Annotated in this window: 14 protein-coding genes; 11 read left to right on the top strand and 3 right to left on the bottom strand. The window is 38.0% G+C overall.

Annotated elements, in window-relative coordinates:
* Positions 1-50: 50 nt before the first annotated feature.
* The 4 genes from MUB18_RS12085 (at position 51) to MUB18_RS12070 (ending at position 4271) form a co-directional block, all read left to right on the top strand.
* A complete protein-coding gene (locus MUB18_RS12085) occupies positions 51-290 on the top strand; it encodes a ferrous iron transport protein A (RefSeq protein ID WP_045752980.1) in 240 nt (79 codons plus the stop codon).
* Complete coding sequence (gene feoB, locus MUB18_RS12080; RefSeq protein WP_248753256.1) at positions 291-2390, top strand: ferrous iron transport protein B; 2100 nt, start codon at positions 291-293, stop codon at positions 2388-2390. It begins immediately after the preceding gene.
* 6 nt (positions 2391-2396) lie between these two features.
* The gene (locus tag MUB18_RS12075; protein WP_248753255.1) at positions 2397-2558 is read left to right on the top strand and encodes a FeoB-associated Cys-rich membrane protein; all 162 of its coding nucleotides are present in this window, start codon (positions 2397-2399) and stop codon (positions 2556-2558) included.
* A gap of 285 nt (positions 2559-2843) precedes the next feature.
* Positions 2844-4271 carry an amino acid permease gene (locus MUB18_RS12070; protein WP_045752982.1) on the top strand — a complete coding sequence of 476 codons (1428 nt, stop codon included), beginning with the start codon at positions 2844-2846 and terminating at the stop codon, positions 4269-4271.
* A 141-nt stretch (positions 4272-4412) separates the two neighbouring features.
* On the opposite strand, the gene MUB18_RS12065 is transcribed toward MUB18_RS12070, so the two are convergent.
* Both MUB18_RS12065 and MUB18_RS12060 read right to left on the bottom strand, forming a co-directional pair.
* The gene (locus tag MUB18_RS12065; protein ID WP_045752983.1) at positions 4413-5270 is read right to left on the bottom strand and encodes an aminotransferase class IV; all 858 of its coding nucleotides are present in this window, start codon (positions 5268-5270) and stop codon (positions 4413-4415) included.
* 17 nt (positions 5271-5287) lie between these two features.
* A complete protein-coding gene (locus MUB18_RS12060) occupies positions 5288-6331 on the bottom strand; it encodes an RluA family pseudouridine synthase (RefSeq protein ID WP_094772498.1) in 1044 nt (347 codons plus the stop codon).
* Positions 6332-6386: 55 nt separating this feature from the next.
* Between MUB18_RS12060 and MUB18_RS12055 the strand changes: the two genes are divergently transcribed.
* The 6 genes from MUB18_RS12055 (at position 6387) to ppk1 (ending at position 17350) form a co-directional block, all read left to right on the top strand.
* Positions 6387-7292: a 1-aminocyclopropane-1-carboxylate deaminase/D-cysteine desulfhydrase gene (locus MUB18_RS12055; protein WP_248753254.1), complete on the top strand. Its 906-nt coding sequence runs from the start codon at positions 6387-6389 to the stop codon at positions 7290-7292.
* Between the two features lie 86 nt (positions 7293-7378).
* Positions 7379-7942: an NADPH-dependent FMN reductase gene (locus tag MUB18_RS12050; protein WP_045756136.1), complete on the top strand. Its 564-nt coding sequence runs from the start codon at positions 7379-7381 to the stop codon at positions 7940-7942.
* Positions 7943-8015: 73 nt separating this feature from the next.
* Positions 8016-8594: a DJ-1/PfpI family protein gene (locus MUB18_RS12045; protein WP_045756135.1), complete on the top strand. Its 579-nt coding sequence runs from the start codon at positions 8016-8018 to the stop codon at positions 8592-8594.
* 14 nt (positions 8595-8608) lie between these two features.
* The gene (locus MUB18_RS12040; RefSeq protein ID WP_248753253.1) at positions 8609-8986 is read left to right on the top strand and encodes a hypothetical protein; all 378 of its coding nucleotides are present in this window, start codon (positions 8609-8611) and stop codon (positions 8984-8986) included.
* 224 nt (positions 8987-9210) lie between these two features.
* Positions 9211-15150: an alpha-2-macroglobulin family protein gene (locus MUB18_RS12035; protein ID WP_248753252.1), complete on the top strand. Its 5940-nt coding sequence runs from the start codon at positions 9211-9213 to the stop codon at positions 15148-15150.
* 130 nt (positions 15151-15280) lie between these two features.
* The gene (gene ppk1 / locus MUB18_RS12030) at positions 15281-17350 is read left to right on the top strand and encodes a polyphosphate kinase 1 (RefSeq protein WP_248753251.1); all 2070 of its coding nucleotides are present in this window, start codon (positions 15281-15283) and stop codon (positions 17348-17350) included.
* Positions 17351-17400: 50 nt separating this feature from the next.
* Here the strand turns inward: ppk1 and guaB are convergent, their stop codons facing one another.
* Complete coding sequence (gene guaB, locus MUB18_RS12025; protein WP_045753873.1) at positions 17401-18876, bottom strand: IMP dehydrogenase; 1476 nt, start codon at positions 18874-18876, stop codon at positions 17401-17403.
* Between the two features lie 655 nt (positions 18877-19531).
* On the opposite strand from guaB, the gene MUB18_RS12020 reads away from it, so the two are divergent.
* Positions 19532-20005, top strand: coding sequence for a hypothetical protein (locus tag MUB18_RS12020; RefSeq protein ID WP_045753874.1), 474 nt, complete (start codon positions 19532-19534; stop codon positions 20003-20005).
* The last annotated feature ends 92 nt before the right edge of the window (positions 20006-20097 follow it).

The following is a 20097-nucleotide window of genomic DNA, read 5'->3' as shown; positions in this document are numbered from 1 at the left end:
CTAAATCAGATTAAATTCTTATATTTGAAAATTACATATTCACAGAAATAATGCGCGATAAATCTAGTTTAGACAAGCTAAAAAAGGGACAAAGAGCGATCATAGTTGATTTGAATTCGAATGACATTCCCGCTAAGTTTTATGAAATGGGATTCCTCCCTGGGACCGAAATTGAAGTCAAACATATTGCCCCATTAAATGGTCCAATGTGTCTAAACATAATTGCTAGTAACTCATTGATTGCTATCAGAAAATCTGAAGCCAAGGTAATCATTATCGATCCAAAATAAATGAACAATCCTATTATTGCACTTTTGGGGAATCCAAATGTGGGTAAAACATCCCTGTTTAATCGTATTACAAAACTCAATCAGAAAGTTGGAAACTATCCTGGTATTACTGTTGAAAAACGCGAAGGCTCATTAACTGCGAACAACAAAACATATAAAATCATTGATTTACCGGGTACCTACACTTTATTTCCAAACTCGTTGGATGAAGAGGTAGTCTTTAATATTCTTGTCGATCAAAACAACAAATTAAAGCCAAATTTAATCGTTGTCGTTGGAGAACCTTCCAATTTAAAAAGATCGATCATACTTTATCAACAAGCACGAGAACTGGGCCTACCTGCCATCTTCGTCATCAACATGATCGATGAGGCAAAGGCCAAAGGAATTCAGATTGATATTGCTAAACTGGAACTATTGTTAAAAACGAAGGTTTTTCAGACCAATGCGCGAACCGGCGCAGGGATTGACAAACTGATCGCTGCTTTTGATGCTGTACCCCCATTATATATTGGCAATTTTGATATCCCTACCGAATACACTTTAGCGGTAAACGAAGCAAAAAAGCTATTTCCACTGGAAAACGAATACAGCACATGGCAATATTTAGCCAAAGGCAACGTAGAGTTTCTCTCAGATGAAAAAAATGCAGCATTAGCAAATATTAGAAAAAATCACAACGTCAGTCCACAAGTACTTCAAAAACAAGAATCTGTACAGCGAAACAAAAATCTGGAACAGGCTTTAAGTACCATCGTTTTAAAAGATCTAGATTTAAAAAGCGTAACCAATGGTATTGACAAAATTCTCCTACACCCGGTTTTGGGCTACCTGATTTTCTTTGGAGTCCTATTTTTGATCTTCCAGGGGATCTATAACTGGTCGGGTCCAGCGATGGATTTCATTGATACTCAATTTGCGGATTTGGCGGCATATGTACAGAGCACATTGCCTGCAGGACCTCTTCCTGATTTGCTGTCCAATGGTATTATTAAGGGTATTGGTGGGATTGTTATTTTTGTTCCTCAGATTGTCATCCTCTACATCTTTATCTCCCTAATGGAAGAAACAGGTTATATGAGCCGTGTCGTATTCTTGATGGATCGTTGGTTGAGACCTTTTGGACTAAACGGAAAATCTGTCATCCCTTTGATTTCAGGTGTTGCCTGTGCTGTGCCAGCAGTGATGTCTGCACGTAATATTGAAAACAGCAAAGAACGCTTGGTAACGATGCTTGTGACGCCGTTTATGACCTGTTCTGCACGACTACCGATCTATATCGTGATCATTGGATTAGTGATCCCTGATACCAAATTTTTAGGTTTTAATATTCAGGGAATGATTCTTTTTGCGCTTTATATCTTAGGTATTTTAGCTGCATTGGGATCAGCATGGTTGCTCAATAAAATCATTAAAACAAAACATAAGTCATTTTTGATTTTTGAATTGCCGACCTATAAATTCCCGGATTGGAAGAATCTGTTCTTAAACGTTTGGGACAAATCATCCAGTTTTGTTTTTGGTGCCGGTAAAATTATTTTAGCCATTTCAGTCATCCTATGGGCGCTCGGAAGTTTTGGGCCTGGCGACAAATTTAAAAATGCAGAAGAGATCGTCACGCAAAATAACCCTAACCTATCCGATGAAGACCTCGATCATGAAATCTCCTCTTACAAAGTAGAACACTCCTATTTAGGTTATCTGGGCATGGTAATTGAGCCTATTGTAGAACCATTGGGCTATGATTGGAAAATGGGAATTGGTCTGATATCGTCATTTGCAGCACGTGAGGTGTTTGTTGGGACCATGGCTACAGTGTATAGTATTGGTGATGATGCAGATATTGAAGACGACGCTTCTAAAAGAACCATATTAAGTAAAATGCGAGCTGAGGTAAACAGAAATACAGGCCTACCGGCATATAATCTTGCATCAGGAGTTTCCCTGTTACTATTTTACGCTTTCGCCATGCAATGTATGAGTACAATTGCAATTGTAAAAAAAGAAACCGCATCATGGAAATGGACCTTGATACAACTGGGTTTTATGACAGGCTTGGCTTATATCGCAGCTTTGATCGCCTATCAGGCATTAAAATAATATATTATGACAAATTTAATTATTCAATATATCATCGTTGGAGCAATTATTATTGCGGCAGTAATCTATTTTTCAAAATCCATGCGTGCTTCATTTAGTGGTAAGAAAAGCTGTGGAAAAGGTTGTGGTTGCGATATGAAGCAACCCGATGTTCAAGAAAAAAAATAATTCATAACGTCAATATTGCCTGGGTTTTACACCTTGCAATAAGATATTTGTCAATCAGCAAAAACCGTTGTTCATATCAGATGTCAACGGTTTTTGCATTCCATATGGTCTCCCTAACAACCCTACTTTTAGATCGGTACATCATCAATTTTGAATAATAATAGGCCATAATTGATCTGATCACGTGTCAACATACACACTTCATGTCTTATTATTTCTAGATAAATACTATATTAGCTTATCTAAAAATTAGCCCGTATATTCACTTTATAAAAAAACAAATACGTGGATCAAACTCCAAAAGAAAATAACGAATTAAAAAGAGGTCTCCAAAATCGACACATTCAACTGATCGCCTTAGGCGGTGCAATTGGAACGGGACTATTCCTAGGTATTGGTAAGGCTGCTATACTAGCCGGTCCTTCTGTCATCTTAGGTTATGCATTAGCAGGTATTATCGCATTTTTCATTATGCGTCAACTTGGTGAAATGGTTGTTGAAGAACCTGTCTCTGGAAGTTTTAGCTTTTTCGCCAATAAATATCTGGGATCATTTGCTGGATATGCTTCTGGCTGGAATTATTGGGTACTGTATATATTGGTCAGCATGGCTGAATTGACCGCTATAGGTGTTTACATCCAATTTTGGTGGCCCGAAATACCACTCTGGACTTCTAGCCTATTCTTCTTCTTTATTATTAATGCGCTCAACCTCGCTTCTGTCAAGGTGTACGGAGAAGCCGAATTTTGGTTTTCCATCGTCAAAGTCATTGCCATCATTGCGATGATCGTATTCGGATCTTACCTACTGATCAGTGGTACAGGAAGCCCACAATCGTCGATCAGCAACTTGTATAATGATGGTGGCTTTTTTCCAAAAGGATGGCTATCTCAAAATAGTGAAGGTACCTATGAAGGACTACTGGCAGCAATAGCGTTGATCATGTTTTCATTTGGAGGTCTAGAATTAGTCGGTATAACCGCTGCAGAGGCTGAAAATCCAGAGAAGAATATTCCAAAAGCAACCAATCAGGTGATCTACAGGATTTTGATCTTTTATGTCGGAGCCCTGATTATCTTATTTGCACTATCGCCATGGCAACAGATCACTGCCGACACAAGCCCCTTTGTGACCGTATTTGACTCGTTAAAAAGTTTTCAATTTTCCATATTTGGAAAAACGGTGTATGCAACAAGTTTAATAGCCAATGTATTGAATTTAATTGTATTAACGGCTGCTTTATCTGTCTATAACAGCAGTGTTTACAGCAATAGTAGAATGCTTTATGGTTTAGCAAGTCAGGGAAATGCGCCAAAGTTTCTAAATAAGTTAAGTAAAAATCATGTTCCTGTCAATGCGATCCTTGTTTCAGCATTATTTGCCGCCATCTGCGTGGTGATCAATAAAATCATGCCGCAAGATGCGCTGGAAATTTTAATGTCATTAGTAGTATCCTCATTAATTATCAATTGGGTGATGATTACCATCACGCATTTTTACTTTAAGAAAGATAAAATACAGCGAAGCATCAAGACCAAATTTCCATCCTTTCTATATCCCCTTAGCAATTACATCTGCATCCTGTTTTTAATCGCAGTGCTTTTTATTATGTGGATCACAGGGATGAAAGTTCCGGTAGAATTGATCCCCATCTGGATGGTCCTTCTCTATTTCTCTTACCTCTTGGTCAAGAGAAATAAATCTAAAAAATAGTCTATTGTGATCTATCGTCGCCAATAGATGCGAGCACGATAAATAAAATAGCCATACCTTTAGATCCATAAAACAATTAAGCTCCTAAAATATAGATTATTTTAGGAGCTTAATTGTTTAAAAAACAGCTATTATATACCGCTATTCCGCATCATTATAATTCCAGCTTTGCAATTTATTTTGCAATATTCTGGATATCTTATTAAAATATCTTTTTTGCTTATATCCCATTACCCACTGTACACCTTGAACAGCATTCGTCAAGAAAATCTCTTCAGCTTCCTTCATGATCTGTGGACTTATTTGAGCCTCTACCACTTCTATCCCCTCATCTATTGCCATATCGATCACAACACGTCTCATGACCCCTTCAATACATCCTTCAGATAGAGCAGGCGTATAGAGCGTCTTCTCATAATGTACAAATATATTTGAACTCAGCGCTTCACAAAGAAATCCTTCTTGGTTCAACAACAGCACATCGTCAAAACCCATCTTTTTCTTGTGGATACCAGCTAAAACATAAATCTGAGAATTTAGGGATTTAATTTTCGATAAATCACTAAATGGTTTTTTATATTCCGTATATAAATCGACGATCAAGCCTACCTTTTTATCCTTTAGATTGGGCTCAGGTCTGGACACTTGAAAGACATAGGAAGGTTTATTCGTAGTGGGACTGTATAAACCACCACCATTCCGAAACACGGTCAAGCGGATACGAACGAGCTGACCGACCATATTATTTTTACGTATCAGTTCTTCAACTTTTGAGCGAAAGAAAAATTCATCAAACAGATTGGCATCTTCAAGATGCAAAGCCGTCATTCCTTTTTGTAATCTTTCCACATGAAAGTTTAAGAACCTAATTTCACCATCTTTAAACAGCATCGTTTCAAACAAGCCATCGCCATAACGTGCTGCTCTATTTTCGATAGAGAAAATTTCTTGTTCTTCTGGTACTATGTTACCGTTAAAATTGATATATGTTGTTGGCATCGTAAGTATACGTATTATTATTCCTCAGTTGGTTTTGATAAAGCTGCATAATTGCGCCATTTCTCTAATCCTAAACGAAAATCTTCTGGCAATGGTACTTCAAATTTAACATTTTCTTTCGTACTTGGATGCACAAATCCAATTACCTGTGCATGAAGAGCTTGACGAGGTAATATTTTAAAACAATTTTCTACAAACTGCTTATATTTTGTAAAGACTGTTCCTTTAATAATCTTGTCACCTCCATACATAGCATCGTTAAATAAAGGATGTCCAATCGACTGCATGTGTGCACGGATCTGGTGTGTTCTTCCAGTCTCCAATTGACACTCGATCAACGTCACATATCCCAAACGTTCCAGCACCCGATAATGAGTCACCGACCAGCGTCCGTTGGCTTCGTTATCATACATTGCCATGATACGTCTATCTTTTTGATGACGTCCGATATAGCCCGTTATAGTACCATCTTCTTTAATATCTCCCCAGACCAACGCAATATATTTTCGGGTGATGCTGTGATCAAAAAATTGTTTCGCTAGGTGCGTCATTGATTTTTCGTTCTTAGCGATCACCAATAATCCTGAAGTATCTTTATCGATCCGATGCACTAAGCCTGGACGATCCGAATTGCCGGGCAACTGTGGTAATTGTTGAATATGATGCGTTAAAGCATTGACCAATGTTCCAGTATAATTATTAAAACCAGGATGAACGACCATACCCGACTCTTTATTGACAATCAAAACATCATTATCTTCATGAATAATATCCAAAGGAATATCTTCTGGATAAACTTCGGTATCTCTTGGGGGATCTGGCAAGACTACAGTGATGACATCAAGCGGTCTCACTTTATAACTTGCCTTTACAGGCTTTTCGTTTACTAATACGGACTCCGCTTCAATAGCAGCCTGAATTTTATTTCGAGATGCATTCTCTACTCTATTCATCAGAAATTTATCGATGCGCAGTAACGCTTGTCCTTTATCTACCTCTATACGCAAATGCTCAAATAACTCTTGATCATCTTGCTCTTGTAACTCTAAATTTTCAGCCATCGTACAAAAATAACCTAATTCATACAAAATCTACTAACTTTGTACATAATAGTGTATGATATCTTTTAATTTTTATAGCCCCGAGCAGAAAATAAGCCTTCCAGACTGGCAAAAAAAGTCTATAGAGGTCAGCATAAAGCGCGATGATCTGATTCATCCCTTTATATCTGGTAATAAATGGCGAAAATTAAAGTTCAATATTCAGGCTGCATTAGCACAAAATAAAAATCATTTGGTCACCTTTGGAGGTGCATGGTCTAATCATATTTTGGCAACAGCTTGTGCAGGTGCCACCTTTGATTTCAAAACAACAGCTTTCTTACGTGCCGATATTGGAATAAATAATCCAGTCCTTGCCATGTGCAGATTATTCGGGATGGAGCTCATCTATACCGATCGCTCCGATTATAAACACAAATCCGCACTTTTCGAGACACATTTCCATCAAGATCCCCAAGCTTATTTCATTGACGAAGGTGGACATGGCACTCTTGGTTCACAGGGATGTGAAGAAATTGTATCTTCCCTACAGGACACCTACGATCATATCTTCTGTGCCTGCGGAACAGGAACAACAATTGCAGGCATTCAACATGCCGTATCAACAGCAGGCTTGCCAACACAGGTGCATGGCATTCCAGTTTTGAAAGGAGGAGATTTTATTCAAGATGAAATTCAAAAAATACATCCCCACGCCTCTCCCGTAACCTTACATACCGATTATCATTTTGGAGGATATGCAAAAACCAAACCGCAGCTGATCCAATTTGTTGAACACTTTGTCTCGCGTACAGGGATCATGATTGAACCTACTTATACCGGTAAACTTTTCTTTGCTCTCGATGATTTAATCGCACAAGATTATTTTAAAACAGATGACCGCATACTGGTCATCCACACGGGAGGTCTGACCGGTTTCTTAGGGATGTACGAACGCTTTAATCTTGATCTAGGTCAATAAATACATACTTTTAGACGTTTCAACATTGATTTGACAAAATCATAAAAATAATACTGTACGTTTGAACATCAAAATTTAACTATAGCATGAAAATATTAGCATTTGCTGCTAGTAATAGCAGAAATTCCATTAACAAAACATTTGTTACTTCAGTTTCCAAATACTACAAAGAAGTAGACGATGTCATCGATATTTTAGATTTAAATGATTACGAGATGCCCTTATATTCGATCGATAGGGAAATCGAATCTGGGATTCCGCAGTTAGCACTTGATTTTGCTGCTAAAATCGATGAAGCCGATTTCTTGCTCATATCAATAGCAGAATATAATGGATCCTATAATGTGGGCTATAAAAATATCATTGATTGGGTTTCACGCATTTCAGATCGCAAAACATTCAATGGCAAGCCTGTTTTTTTACTGGCTACCAGTCCTGGGCCGATGGGTGGATCTACTGTCCTGACCACAGCGGTTAATAGAATTGCATGGGATGGCGCAGAAGTACTAGACTCCTTTTCATTACCCCATTTTGGAAGTAATTTTGAAGCCGGTAAAGGCGTGACCAATATCGAGTATAGAAGCAAATTGGAGGCTAAAGTACGAGCGACCAAACGTGCGCTTAAAGAGAAAGCAGCTTCTTTAGATTAATCAAAACTTAACAGAAAAAGTCATAGTCATCTGTGACTTTTTTTGTATCTTGGAAGTATTAAAATATAAATTTATGGCAAAGAAAATATTATTACTTGTCGGTGATTTCGTAGAAGACTACGAAGCGATGGTTCCTTTTCAGGCGATGGGTGCAGTGGGTATTCATGTCGATGCCGTTGCGCCAGATCGCAAAAAAGGAGATGTAGTACCTACTGCTGTCCATGATTTTACAGGAGATCAAACCTATAAAGAGTTGCGTGGACACAATTTTGCAATCAATAAAGATTTTGATGGGATACAATTGGAAGAATATGATGGTCTTTATATCGCGGGCGGTCGTTCGGCAGAGTATATCCGTTTAAACAAACGCGTCTTAGAAATAACGAAATATTTCTTTGACCACAATAAGCCAGTAGCTGCGATCTGTCACGGTATCCAAGTATTGACAGCAGCCAAAGTACTTCAAGGTCGTACACTGACAGCCTACGTCGCAGTAGGACCAGATATTGAACTGGCAGGAGGAACATGGAAAAATATCCCTGCAGATCAAGCCATCGTTGATGGCAATTTGGTTACTTCACCAGCGTGGCCTGGTCACCAAGCTATCCTAAAGGAGTTTTACAAACTATTAGGAATTACCATATCACTATAACTACATTCCGTTTAATGAAAAAAAATAAAAGGGTATGGTTAATCATCATACCCATTCTAGCAATCTTAGCATTTATGCTCAAGGATTCCTTTACACAAAAAAGTATTGAAGATCTTCCTGGTGATTTTAAGGAAGTGGCATTTGTCAGAAATGAGCAAAATAAAGGTGGCATCATTCGCATATATGCGATTTCAGTCGGTAATCCAGCGCAAGCAGACTATCAGGCATGTATTGATGTGCTCCCTGTAAACGATTATGGAAGTTCCACAACGGCTTACTTTTTTGATAAAAACGCCCCCTATCCTACTTCCCTTACCGTAGAGGCTCCACACTATGATGGAAAGCAGTTTCAAGCCATTCAGATCTCCAAAAAATCAGGAACAAATAAATAACAAACAACATGAGGATTTAAATTGAGTAATCCTCAGAAAGAAACTAAACAGCTCACGAGATGCCTCACACGCAGATCGGATCGTGAAATATCGACGAGCACTATTTCATCCAAAATTACTGGTATTGATATCCATGCAATTGTATTGTATATCCAAGTAAATTTATCTAAGTTTAAAGAGAATACAGATCGTATTCTCTTTTTTTATTTTCTATAGGCTTTATCATGAGAAAAATACTCCTTTTCATCCTCACATTATTGTGCATATCACACGCAGACGCACAAAAGAAACATAATCTATCACTACTCTGGAAGCAGATAGATAGTTTAGCTGACAATCAATTTTGGAAAGAAATATCCCCTATCCTGACTAAAATCGAAGACGAGGCTGTGAAAAAAGATTGGTATGATGAGCAAGTAAAAGCTTTTTTATATCGCCAAAAGGTAAACATACAAACCTCAGATGATTCGGATATCAAGTTAAAAGTCATTCAAGAATTTGATCTCAAAATTAAACAGCTTAAGAATAAAACTGCGCAAGCTATTTTAACCATTCAACAAGCTCGTAATTATAACGATTATTTTATCACTAATTATTACAGCATCAATCAACGTACGGAAGTACAAGGCGGTACGAAAGAAGATTTTACTTTTTGGACAAGTAAACAATTTGAAGAGAAGATCAAATCTTTATATAAAAATGCCCTAATAGAAAAAGACATGCTCTTGCAGGAGCCTAAAGGTAAATGGATCAAACTCATTGAGTCGCCAAATCCCTCTTACCTACCGACGCTATATGACATTGCTGTCTACGATTATATTGATCTACTGCAAGAAAATCAACCCTACCAAATTTCTTTATCTCGAAATAAAGCAGATCGCAATACCCAAAAAGTGGATAGCTTATACCAAGATCTAGTCAACATCCATGAAGGTAAAAATACGGATGCTTATCTATTCAATAAATACCAATTATTACGGAGGAAAAACACCCAAGATTCTTCTAGAGTACAGGTTTTAGAAAATTGGATCGCAACCTATAAGCATACGGCACTTAAAGAAATCATGATCGTAGATAACATCAACATCTACAAAAATAAGGCAAATACCGTCGCAGTCAATCAGCAGCAACATATCGATATCTTATTAAAAAAGATAGAAACATACTTACCTCTTGCCGACAGTGTAAGCACAAAAGATTACCTCACCTCGATTCGTCAAAACATCTTTAAACCCGTTATAACACTCGAATCTAAAGCAACTACTACCGCAAATAAAGAAGCTTTGATGAAGGTCACACACCAGAACACCAATAAAATCTACTATAAAATAATACGTCCAAAAAATATTTTAGATCAATTTCAGTCAGACATACGTCGAGCTAATGACAGTACACTGTGGGACAATATCAACACCTTCATCCAGCATAATATTACCGTAAAAGAAGGCATTTTTGAAGTCAAAGATTTTAAAGATCAGGTAGGTCACGAAACAACTTTGTTGCTTCCAGCACTAGAAGCAGGTACTTATACCATTGTCTACGCCTCTTCTCCACTAGAAAAGGGCTATAACGCACAGGACTGCTACGGTTACTTAAAGTTAAATTACAGTAAGTATGCAATGCTGCAAGAAGATCAAGTTGTACTGATCGTAGATCGCGAGACAGGTGCACAGCAAGCAAATGCCTCTTTGAAATTTTACAACCTACGTCAAGATAAATTTGATCTACAAGTAGCTGAAAGCACAGACAAGAATGGTATTTTTAACAATAAAAACCAAAATAGAAACTTATTTTTAAGAATTAACGATGAACCGGTGTTCATTCCTTTCAATTCGTATTATTATCCGACAGTGAAGGACCATGAAGAGACCCGTTACGATGCAAAAGTATTCACCGACCGATCCATCTATAGACCTGGTCAGATTGTCTATTTCAAAACGATTGTATACAAGAATTACGACAAGACGAAATATGCCACTACACCAGACAAACGCGTCATCGTAGGACTTTACGATACCAACAATCAACGTGTTGACGAAAAGACACTGGTTACCAATGAATTTGGTTCAGTAGCAGGTTCCTTTGTCCTAAACACAGGCAATATCACCGGTCAATATGATATCCGAATTACAGGCGATGGGATCAATCAAAACTATAACTTCAGCGTGGAGGAGTATAAACGTCCAAAATTTGAAGTAACTTTTGATGAGTTTAAAGATAAAAAATCATTGGGCGACTCCATATCCATCACAGGAAAGGCGAAAACTTTTAGCGGAGTTGCAGTATCCAATGCTACTGTTGCTTATTCCATCAACAAAGTAGAAAATAGAATGAGACCTTATGATGTCTACGATCGAATAATAAACCGTACGCTGAGTGAGATCATCCAGGTCGATACCATAAAAACGGATAATGAAGGAAACTTTAAGATTAATTTTAAAAGTGAGATACCCGAAGAGTTTGACAGTAAGTTGAGATATACACAATCCTTCCATATCGAAGCTTCCATTATGGATGCTAATGGTGAAACCAACGAAAGTACAACCAGCCTAACGATTGGAAATATTCCCTTTACACTTTTGATAGATGGTCCTGAGCAAAGTGATGCTCGTGCTCTGGATTCGATCACCATCACTGCACTTAATCTATCTGGACAAAAAGTTCCAGCATCGGGTAAATTTATGCTGAAAAAAAGAATAGAAAACCCACGTCTTATCGTGTCGCCATCATTTTATATCACGCATGATTTTAGTTACTACAATAGTATACCTGAGAACGAATTTCTAGCAAAATTTCCATATGAACCCTATGGTAGCGAATATAAAAAGGAAGACAGCTATACCGTTGTTTATGAAACGGAGTTTGATCTCGCAAGATCCAATAAGATCAAACTTCCTAATCAGACTGATCTAGTCGGTAAATATAAATTGGAGGCAATTTCAATTGTTGTTGAAGATACGATCCGCAGTGAACGTTTTATGGAAATCACCAACGATAACCTGCAGTCAGATGAAAAATCTCCGTTGATGGTTGCAGCTGATAAGCCGAATTATCAAATCTCAGATCTGGCTAAAATAACGCTCAAGACGGATTTTGATTTCCTGCAGCTGAACATGACTTCTTCCGAAGATGAACAAATAGACTTTAAAGTCATTTCAAAAACGAAAACAAGTTTTCAAATTAAGATCCCTAAAACAAATAAGAATAGCTTGATCTTAAATTTCACAGGACTTAAAAATGGTCAGCTCTTCAGCAAAACTGTTGTATTGCCTGTAAAGCAAGATATCCCTGCGCTTGTCATTGAAACAAAGACCTTTAGAAACAAACTCTATCCCGGACAAAAAGAGACTTGGGAATTGGTCATTAAAGGAAAAAAAGGCGAGCAGATTGCTTCGGAACTGTTGGTCAATATGTACGATGCATCCCTGGATAAGCTTAAAGATGTGACAAGCAATGATTTTTCATTTTATCTTAACCCCTATTCTTATCCATCCTATCGAGGTTGGTCGTATTACAATAATCTGAGTAGAAGTACTGCAATCCAAAATTTCGCAGAGTTTAATTTTAGTACGGCATTGGATTACGATCGATTTAAGAATTTTGGATTCAATATCAATAACGATGATTTTAGCCGTACCAGACGCATGTCCTCTACAGGATCGATTATGATCAGAGGAGCATTATCTAACAAAGCAATGAGCATCGTGCCAGAAGCTAAAATGCTTGCCGATAAGGCCATCACACAGAGTGCCGACCAATCTTCGGATGCAGCATCTCCTTTGCTGGAAGAAGTAGTGGTAGTAGCAGCAGGCGGTCAACAGCAGATCAATACAAATAAAGACGAAAACCCCATTCAGATCCGTAAAAATCTACAGGAGACTGTATTTTTCTTACCTCAACTTCGCACAGATAAAGATGGGCATGCTGCATTCAGCTTTGATTCTCCAGAAAGTTTAACCCGTTGGAAGTTTATGGCAATCGCGCACAGTAAAGAACTGGCTATCGGCAACTATACAGATTTTGTCGAAACACAAAAAGATCTGATGATCGTACCCAATATGCCCCGATTCTTCAGAGAAGCCGATCAGATAACAATCAAAGCTCAAGTCAATAACTTATCTACACATGATTTAAAAACATCCGTTACCCTAGAACTGTTTGATGCCATGACGATGACTCCATTAACGGTGAAAATACCTGTAAAACAAATCATGGTCACCGCCAAAGGAAGTGAGCGTACCAGTTGGGAAATAACGGTTCCTAAAAATATGGAAGCAATCACCTACCGTATCGTGGCACAAGGCGGTAATTTCTCTGATGGTGAAGAATCGACTATCCCGGTTTTAAAAAACAGCATGCTGGTTACAGAAACACTACCTATAGCTGTCAGAGAAGGGCAGTCGAAGTCATTTGAAATGAAAAATTTACAACATACTTCGACCACAGCCGAACCGTATCGCTATACATTGGAGTTAACGAGCAATCCGATCTACCATGCCTTATTTGCTCTACCCTATGTCAATGAATACCCATATGAATCATCGGAATCTATTTTTAGTAAATTCTATCTCAACTCATTTTCTGCCCATCTGGTCAATCAGCATCCAAAAATAAAGCTTGTGTTTGACCGATGGAAAGATCAGCAGCAGCTGCAATCAAAATTACGCATCAATGAAGAATTGAAAGCGATCCTGATCCAAGAAACACCTTGGTTACAAGAAGCAATTAATGAAGAAGAAACCATGAAGAATATTGCGCTTCTGTTTGATCAAAATACGCTTAAAAACACCTTGACTACCGATATAGCCAAACTGGCGGCCTTACAGTCAGCACGCGGTGGTTTTTCATGGTACCCCGGAGGCAATGAAAGTTTCCACATCTCGACCTATATTCTTAATGGGATCAATAAATTGCATGCCAAAGGAATCATTGCCGAATTTGATTTAACAAATACTGTTAAACCGATTATGACAAAAGGCATCGCATTTTTAGACAATGAGATTTTATATCATTGGTCTCGTTACCAGCAAGACAATAAGCTGAAACCGAGTATTGATCAAGGTATCGAATATCTACTGGTCAGAAGCAGCTCTCCTGCTGTGGAGAAAAATGCACCATTGGAAGCAGCTATTGCCTATTTTATAAAGGAGATCGATAAGGACAAGCTTAACTATAGTATAGCTACACAAGCCAAAGTAGCCCTAATTTTAAACCGCTACAACTTAAAAGAATCCGCTGCACTGGTCATCAAACAATTGCAACAAAAATCTGTTGAATCAGTCGAAAAAGGCATGTACTGGAATCAAAATCAGGCCGGCTGGTCTTGGTACGAAGCACCAATCGAGACACAGTCCCAATTGATACAAGCGTTTGACGAAGTAAGCCAAGATAAAAAAGCCATTGAAAACATGAAGATCTGGCTGATCAAAAATAAGCAAGTGCGTCACTGGAATTCAACCAAAGCGACGGTTGCAGCTGTTGATGCCTTAATCAACTATGGTGAAAACTGGTTAGATGCTCCAGAAGCAATGACGATAAAAGTAGCAGGAAAGCCATTAGATAACATTCAGATATCAAAACAAATTGGTTCTGGTTATATAAAAGAAAGTTGGCTGAAAAAAGAAATTAAACCAGCACTTGGTCACGTAGAGATTTCAAAAACAAGTCCAGGTATTGCACTGGGAGGTCTGTATTATCAGTATTTTGAGCAATTAGATCAGATACAGTCCGCCTCTTCCACCATTAACTTACAAAAAGATTTATATCTCAAGAAAATTGTACAGTTGAAAGAAGTACTCGTACCCATAACAGCTGCAACACCCATTCAACTGGGAGATATTGTCAAAGTACGTATTACGATAAAGACTGATAGAAGTCTGTCATTCATCCATCTAAAAGATATGCGCGCATCCGGATTTGAACCCACCAATGTCACGTCAACCTATCAATACAAACAAGGTTTTGGTTATTATGAAAGCACAAAAGATGCCGCAACGAATTTCTTTATCGACTATTTACCACAGGGAAGCTATGTATTTGAATACGAATTGAAAGCAAATAATGCGGGTATATTTTCAAATGGAATCACTAGTATCCAAAATCTATATGCACCAGAAATGTCATCCCATTCAACGGGAATTCAGGTCCGTATAACAGGTCAATAGACCCATTAATAGTATTAAAGAGTTGTTACTACACGTAGATTTAACAATTATTTAATACTATTAAAATACTACATTAATTAAGTAAATTTACATTTGAGGCTAATCGAATAAAAAGAAGTATTAAAAAAATATGGCAAGAAAATTCATTCCTAGAGATGTAAGCTGGTTAAGTTTTAATAGCAGAGTGCTACAAGAAGCTGCTGATGAAACAGTCCCTCTACCTTCGAAAATCAAATTCTTAGGAATCTTTTCCAATAACCTGGACGAATTTTTTAGAGTACGCATACCGGGCTTAAAACGCGCAATCGATATCAAAGACAAGGAAGCGAACACCTCCTTTTTTGAAGATCCACAGATCATACTCGATGAGGTCAATACCATTGTCATTAAACAGCAGAAAAAATTTGATAATTTTTGGGCGTTGATACAAAAAGAAATGGCACAACAGCATGTTTACATCAAAGATGCCAGCCAACTCAACCTCAAACAGGAAGAATTTGTTCGTAACTTTTACTCAGAAGAAGTCGAATCTAACGTCATCCCATTATTGCTGGATGATAGCCGCCCTATGCCCTATCTTCGAGATAAAAGTCTTTATCTGGGTATCTCCATGAGCAAACGAGAATGGGAATATGAAACAAAATTTGCAATTATCGAAATCCCGACGACCTTAAACGGACGTTTTGTAATCCTACCTGCATCGGCAAAGGAAAAACATATTATCTTATTAGAGGATATCATCAAATTCAATCTTCCCTATATCTTTTCTTATTTTGGATTCGATGAATTTCATGCACATGTCTTTAAAATCACTAAAGATGCAGAGTTTGACCTAGACAATGATATCAATACCACACTGGCTGAAAAAATATCCAAAGGCATCAAAAATAGGAGAAAAGGTAAAACGACCCGCTTTATTTTTGATAAAGAAATGGATCCAAAGCTGGTGGAATTTTTAATCAAGAAATTACAGTTAACAAAAAAAGATAATATTATACCGGGTCAGAAAATTCATAATTTCAAACATTTTATGGACTTTCCAAATGTTTTTAAGCAACCCAACCTGCCCATTACAAATCCTGGATTTACACATCCTCAACTGAACAAAACACAGCGGATTACAGATATTATCATCAAAAAAGATATCCTGCTTTCGTTTCCATACCACACTTTCCGCCCCGTGATCGATCTACTGCGCGAGGCAGCAATGGATCCAGATGTCAAGACCATTCAAATCACTGCCTATCGACTTGCCTCCAATAGTAAAATCGTCAACGCACTGATCAATGCCGCTAGAAATGGTAAAGACGTCACCGTTATGCTTGAACTACAAGCACGGTTTGACGAAGAGAACAATCTATATTGGAAAGAAAAACTAGAACTTGAAGGTATTCGAGTTTTAACAGGTGTTCCTAATAAAAAGGTACATGCCAAGCTCTGTATCATTAAAAAGAGAGTAGGTGCCAAAACCATTCAATATGGTTTTGTAAGTACGGGCAACATCAATGAAAAGACAGCCAAGCTCTATGGCGATTACTGTTTACTGACCAGCAATAGAAGCGTCATGGCAGATATTAACAAAGTCTTTCATTTCCTAAAAAAACCAAAAAGCAATCCCGCTGAGGTCATTAAAAATTGCAATAGCCTGCTCATCTGTCCGACAGATATGCGCAATGGAATCATTCACTATATCGATAAAGAAATTGAGGAAGTGAAAGCGGGACGAAAAGCACGTATCATCTTAAAAGTAAATTCGCTCAGCGACCGTATTCTGATCAAAAAATTATACGATGCTGCAGAAGCTGGGGTACAGATTGATCTGATCGTACGAGGGATTTACTGCGCAACCAATCAGACAAAATTTAAAAAACCAATCAACGCGATCAGTATTGTTGACGAATTTTTAGAGCATGCTCGGGTCATGTATTTCTATGCTGCTGGCAAAGAAGTGACCTATATCTCTTCGGCAGATTGGATGACTAGAAATTTGGATCATCGCATAGAAGCAGCCGTCAAAATCAACAGTAAAAAAATCAGGGATGAAATCAAAGATATGTTGCAGATCCAGCTGCGTGATAATGTAAAGGCCCGTATTTTAAACAATGAACTGAACAACCGATACGTTACAAATGACAAGGAACCTTGTCGTTCACAAATTGAAATCTATAACTATCTGAGAAGAAAAACAGATGAAGTATAAACAAAAAAAGGTCAGCTTATATTTGCTGACCTTTTTTTGTTTATTCGGTATTAACCTCTACTGTTGTAGTTAGGAGCTTCTTTTGTAATCGAAATATTATGTGGATGCGATTCGCGCAATCCCGCACCTGTGATACGTACAAATTGTGCTTCTTGCAACTTCGAGATAGTTGCAGCTCCACAGTAGCCCATTGATGCCTTCAATCCGCCCATGTATTGGTACACCACCTCAGCTAAGGTTCCTTTATATGGAACACGACCAACGATACCTTCTGGAACTAATTTCTTGATATCATCTTCAACATCTTGGAAATAACGATCTTTAGATCCTTTTTCCATGGCCTCGATAGATCCCATCCCGCGGTATGACTTAAATTTACGTCCTTCATAAATGATCGTCTCTCCCGGAGCTTCTTCCACTCCTGCAAATAATGAACCAGCCATGATGGTATAAGCGCCAGCAGCAATTGCTTTAGCGATATCACCAGTTTGTTTGATACCACCATCTGCGATCAAAGGAACTCCAGTGCCTTTTAGTGCCTGTGCTACTTCATAGATCGCGTACAGTTGAGGTACACCAACACCTGCGATGATACGTGTGGTACAGATTGATCCAGGTCCGATACCAACTTTTACCGCGTCTGCACCCGCTTCAGCTAACGCTGTTGCAGCTGCACCAGTAGCAATATTTCCAACGATTACCTGTAGATCAGGGAATGTTGCCTTCACCAATTTCAATTTATCGATAACACCTTTTGAGTGACCATGAGCAGTATCTATCGTAATTACGTCCACACCAGCCTTTACTAAAGCCTCTACACGATCTAATGTATCAGGAGTGACTCCAACTGCCCCACCGACTAATAAACGTCCGTGCGTATCTTTAGCAGCATTAGGATAATGCTTGTATTTTTGAATATCTTTAAAAGTAATCAATCCTTTCAGGATACCTTCATGATTCACAACTGGAAGTTTTTCGATTTTATGGTCTTGCAAGATCTCTTCTGCTCTTACTAGATCGGTACCCTCAGGAGCGGTTACCAGATTATCTTTCGTCATCAATGAGGCAATCGGCTGACTCATGACTTTTTGGAAACGTAAGTCACGATTGGTCACGATTCCAACTAACCTACCCTCAACATCGATTACCGGAATACCACCAATTTTATGATCTTTCATAATTTTGAAAGCATCACCCACTGTTGCTGTTTCCAATAACGTAACCGGATCTTGGATCATGCCGCTTTCCGAACGCTTTACTTTACGTACTTCTGCCGCCTGCTCTGCGATCGTCATGTTTTTATGCAACATACCAATACCGCCCGCTTGTGCAATCGCAATCGCTAGATCAGCACCCGTCACCGTATCCATTGCCGCAGAAACTAATGGAATATTTAATTTGATTTTTTTTGTCAAGAAAGTACTTGTATCGACATCACGTGGTAAAACTTCAGAATAAGCTGGAATTAATAATACGTCGTCGTAGGTAAGTCCTTCTGCTACGAATTTTTGTGGATCTAATTGCATGGCAAATATGTATTGGGTTTTCTATTTGCCAGGCAAAATTAAGAATAATTCATGAAAAACGAAAATTATTTTGACTAATTACATTGAAATGATTAATATAACTTAAGCTTAACATAGCTGGCTAGATAAAATAATAACATTTTAAAAAGACAAACAGATCTACCACAATATTTTTTCAACCTAATACCACTTCTACATAATTCTATAGACCATCCATGGCTTTTTAATATCGTATTATATAAGCGAGCAAATCGCTCATATTTTATGGTCTAGATCATCCATATCAAACGACCCTGTGTTTTTAGATGAATATTGCTCTATCTATGGCCCCACTCCAGAGATCCGCATCGCTGATCCTGTGTATTTATTAGGTATATCTATAGACTTCTTGTTGTGTTCCAATAACAATGGATCAATTTTTATAAAGAAAAAAAATGAAAATCGTTGGTGACATCATGCCGATTATCGCAATGATCTTACCTCAAAAAACCAACTTAATAACTCATTGTCACAATATTACCTTAATCAAGATCGTTAGCAGCATCCTTCAACATTCTTTTGCATCCCCTTATTTTTTCTTGTCCTCAATCTCTAGTTACAACTTTTGGCAAGCTATTTGCAGACTAAGTCTGAATTGAATTTAAAAACACATATTATGAAAAAAGTATTACTATCAATGGCTGCAGTTGCCATATTAGCATTAGGAGCACAAGAGGCTAAAGCTCAATCACCACAACGCGCGGCTATCGGTGTTGTATTTGATGGTACAGTAGGTGATTTATGGGGTGTTCAATACAAACAATCTATGGGTGGTGCAAATAATGGTCAAGCACAAATTATGTTTGATGACCATGTTGTTGCAGTTGGAGCTGATTACCAATATGCAAGACCATTCTCAGGCACTAACGGTTTAGGTTGGTATGCAGGTATTGGTGCACAGTTATCATTTATTGATGCTGGCGATAACCAAACTTGGGTAGCTTTACGTCCACAATTAGGTTTGGAATTTAAAATTCCTGCAGCACCTATCGGTCTTCACGCAGATTGGAAACCAGATTGGAGATTAAATCACGGTAATGATTTTGATGCATCGACTTTTTCTTTCGGTATTAAATATACATTAAGATAGGTAGAATTGCATGATGCATAAAAAAGCCTCCCCAAAAGGGAGGCTTTTTCTATTTAAAGTAAATAGCGTAACCTATTGATTGTAAATTAATC

The sequence above is a fragment of the Sphingobacterium sp. PCS056 genome (genome assembly GCF_023273895.1).
In the GTDB taxonomy this organism is placed as follows: domain Bacteria; phylum Bacteroidota; class Bacteroidia; order Sphingobacteriales; family Sphingobacteriaceae; genus Sphingobacterium.
Note: the sequence above shows the minus strand (reverse complement) of the source record. Positions and strands in the feature narration are given on the sequence as shown.

Bases quoted from the DNA above. Each gene is read 5' to 3' on its own strand.
- MUB18_RS12020 (WP_045753874.1), top strand. From the start codon at position 19,532: ATGAAAAAAGTATTACTATCAATGGCTGCAGTTGCCATATTAGCATTA.
- MUB18_RS12075 (WP_248753255.1), top strand. From the start codon at position 2,397: ATGACAAATTTAATTATTCAATATATCATCGTTGGAGCAATTATTATT.
- feoB (WP_248753256.1), top strand. From the start codon at position 291: ATGAACAATCCTATTATTGCACTTTTGGGGAATCCAAATGTGGGTAAA.
- guaB (WP_045753873.1), bottom strand. From the start codon at position 18,876: ATGCAATTAGATCCACAAAAATTCGTAGCAGAAGGACTTACCTACGAC.
- MUB18_RS12035 (WP_248753252.1), top strand. From the start codon at position 9,211: ATGAGAAAAATACTCCTTTTCATCCTCACATTATTGTGCATATCACAC.
- MUB18_RS12045 (WP_045756135.1), top strand. From the start codon at position 8,016: ATGGCAAAGAAAATATTATTACTTGTCGGTGATTTCGTAGAAGACTAC.
- MUB18_RS12055 (WP_248753254.1), top strand. From the start codon at position 6,387: ATGATATCTTTTAATTTTTATAGCCCCGAGCAGAAAATAAGCCTTCCA.
- MUB18_RS12085 (WP_045752980.1), top strand. From the start codon at position 51: ATGCGCGATAAATCTAGTTTAGACAAGCTAAAAAAGGGACAAAGAGCG.
- ppk1 (WP_248753251.1), top strand. From the start codon at position 15,281: ATGGCAAGAAAATTCATTCCTAGAGATGTAAGCTGGTTAAGTTTTAAT.
- MUB18_RS12050 (WP_045756136.1), top strand. From the start codon at position 7,379: ATGAAAATATTAGCATTTGCTGCTAGTAATAGCAGAAATTCCATTAAC.
- MUB18_RS12060 (WP_094772498.1), bottom strand. From the start codon at position 6,331: ATGGCTGAAAATTTAGAGTTACAAGAGCAAGATGATCAAGAGTTATTT.
- MUB18_RS12040 (WP_248753253.1), top strand. From the start codon at position 8,609: ATGAAAAAAAATAAAAGGGTATGGTTAATCATCATACCCATTCTAGCA.
- MUB18_RS12065 (WP_045752983.1), bottom strand. From the start codon at position 5,270: ATGCCAACAACATATATCAATTTTAACGGTAACATAGTACCAGAAGAA.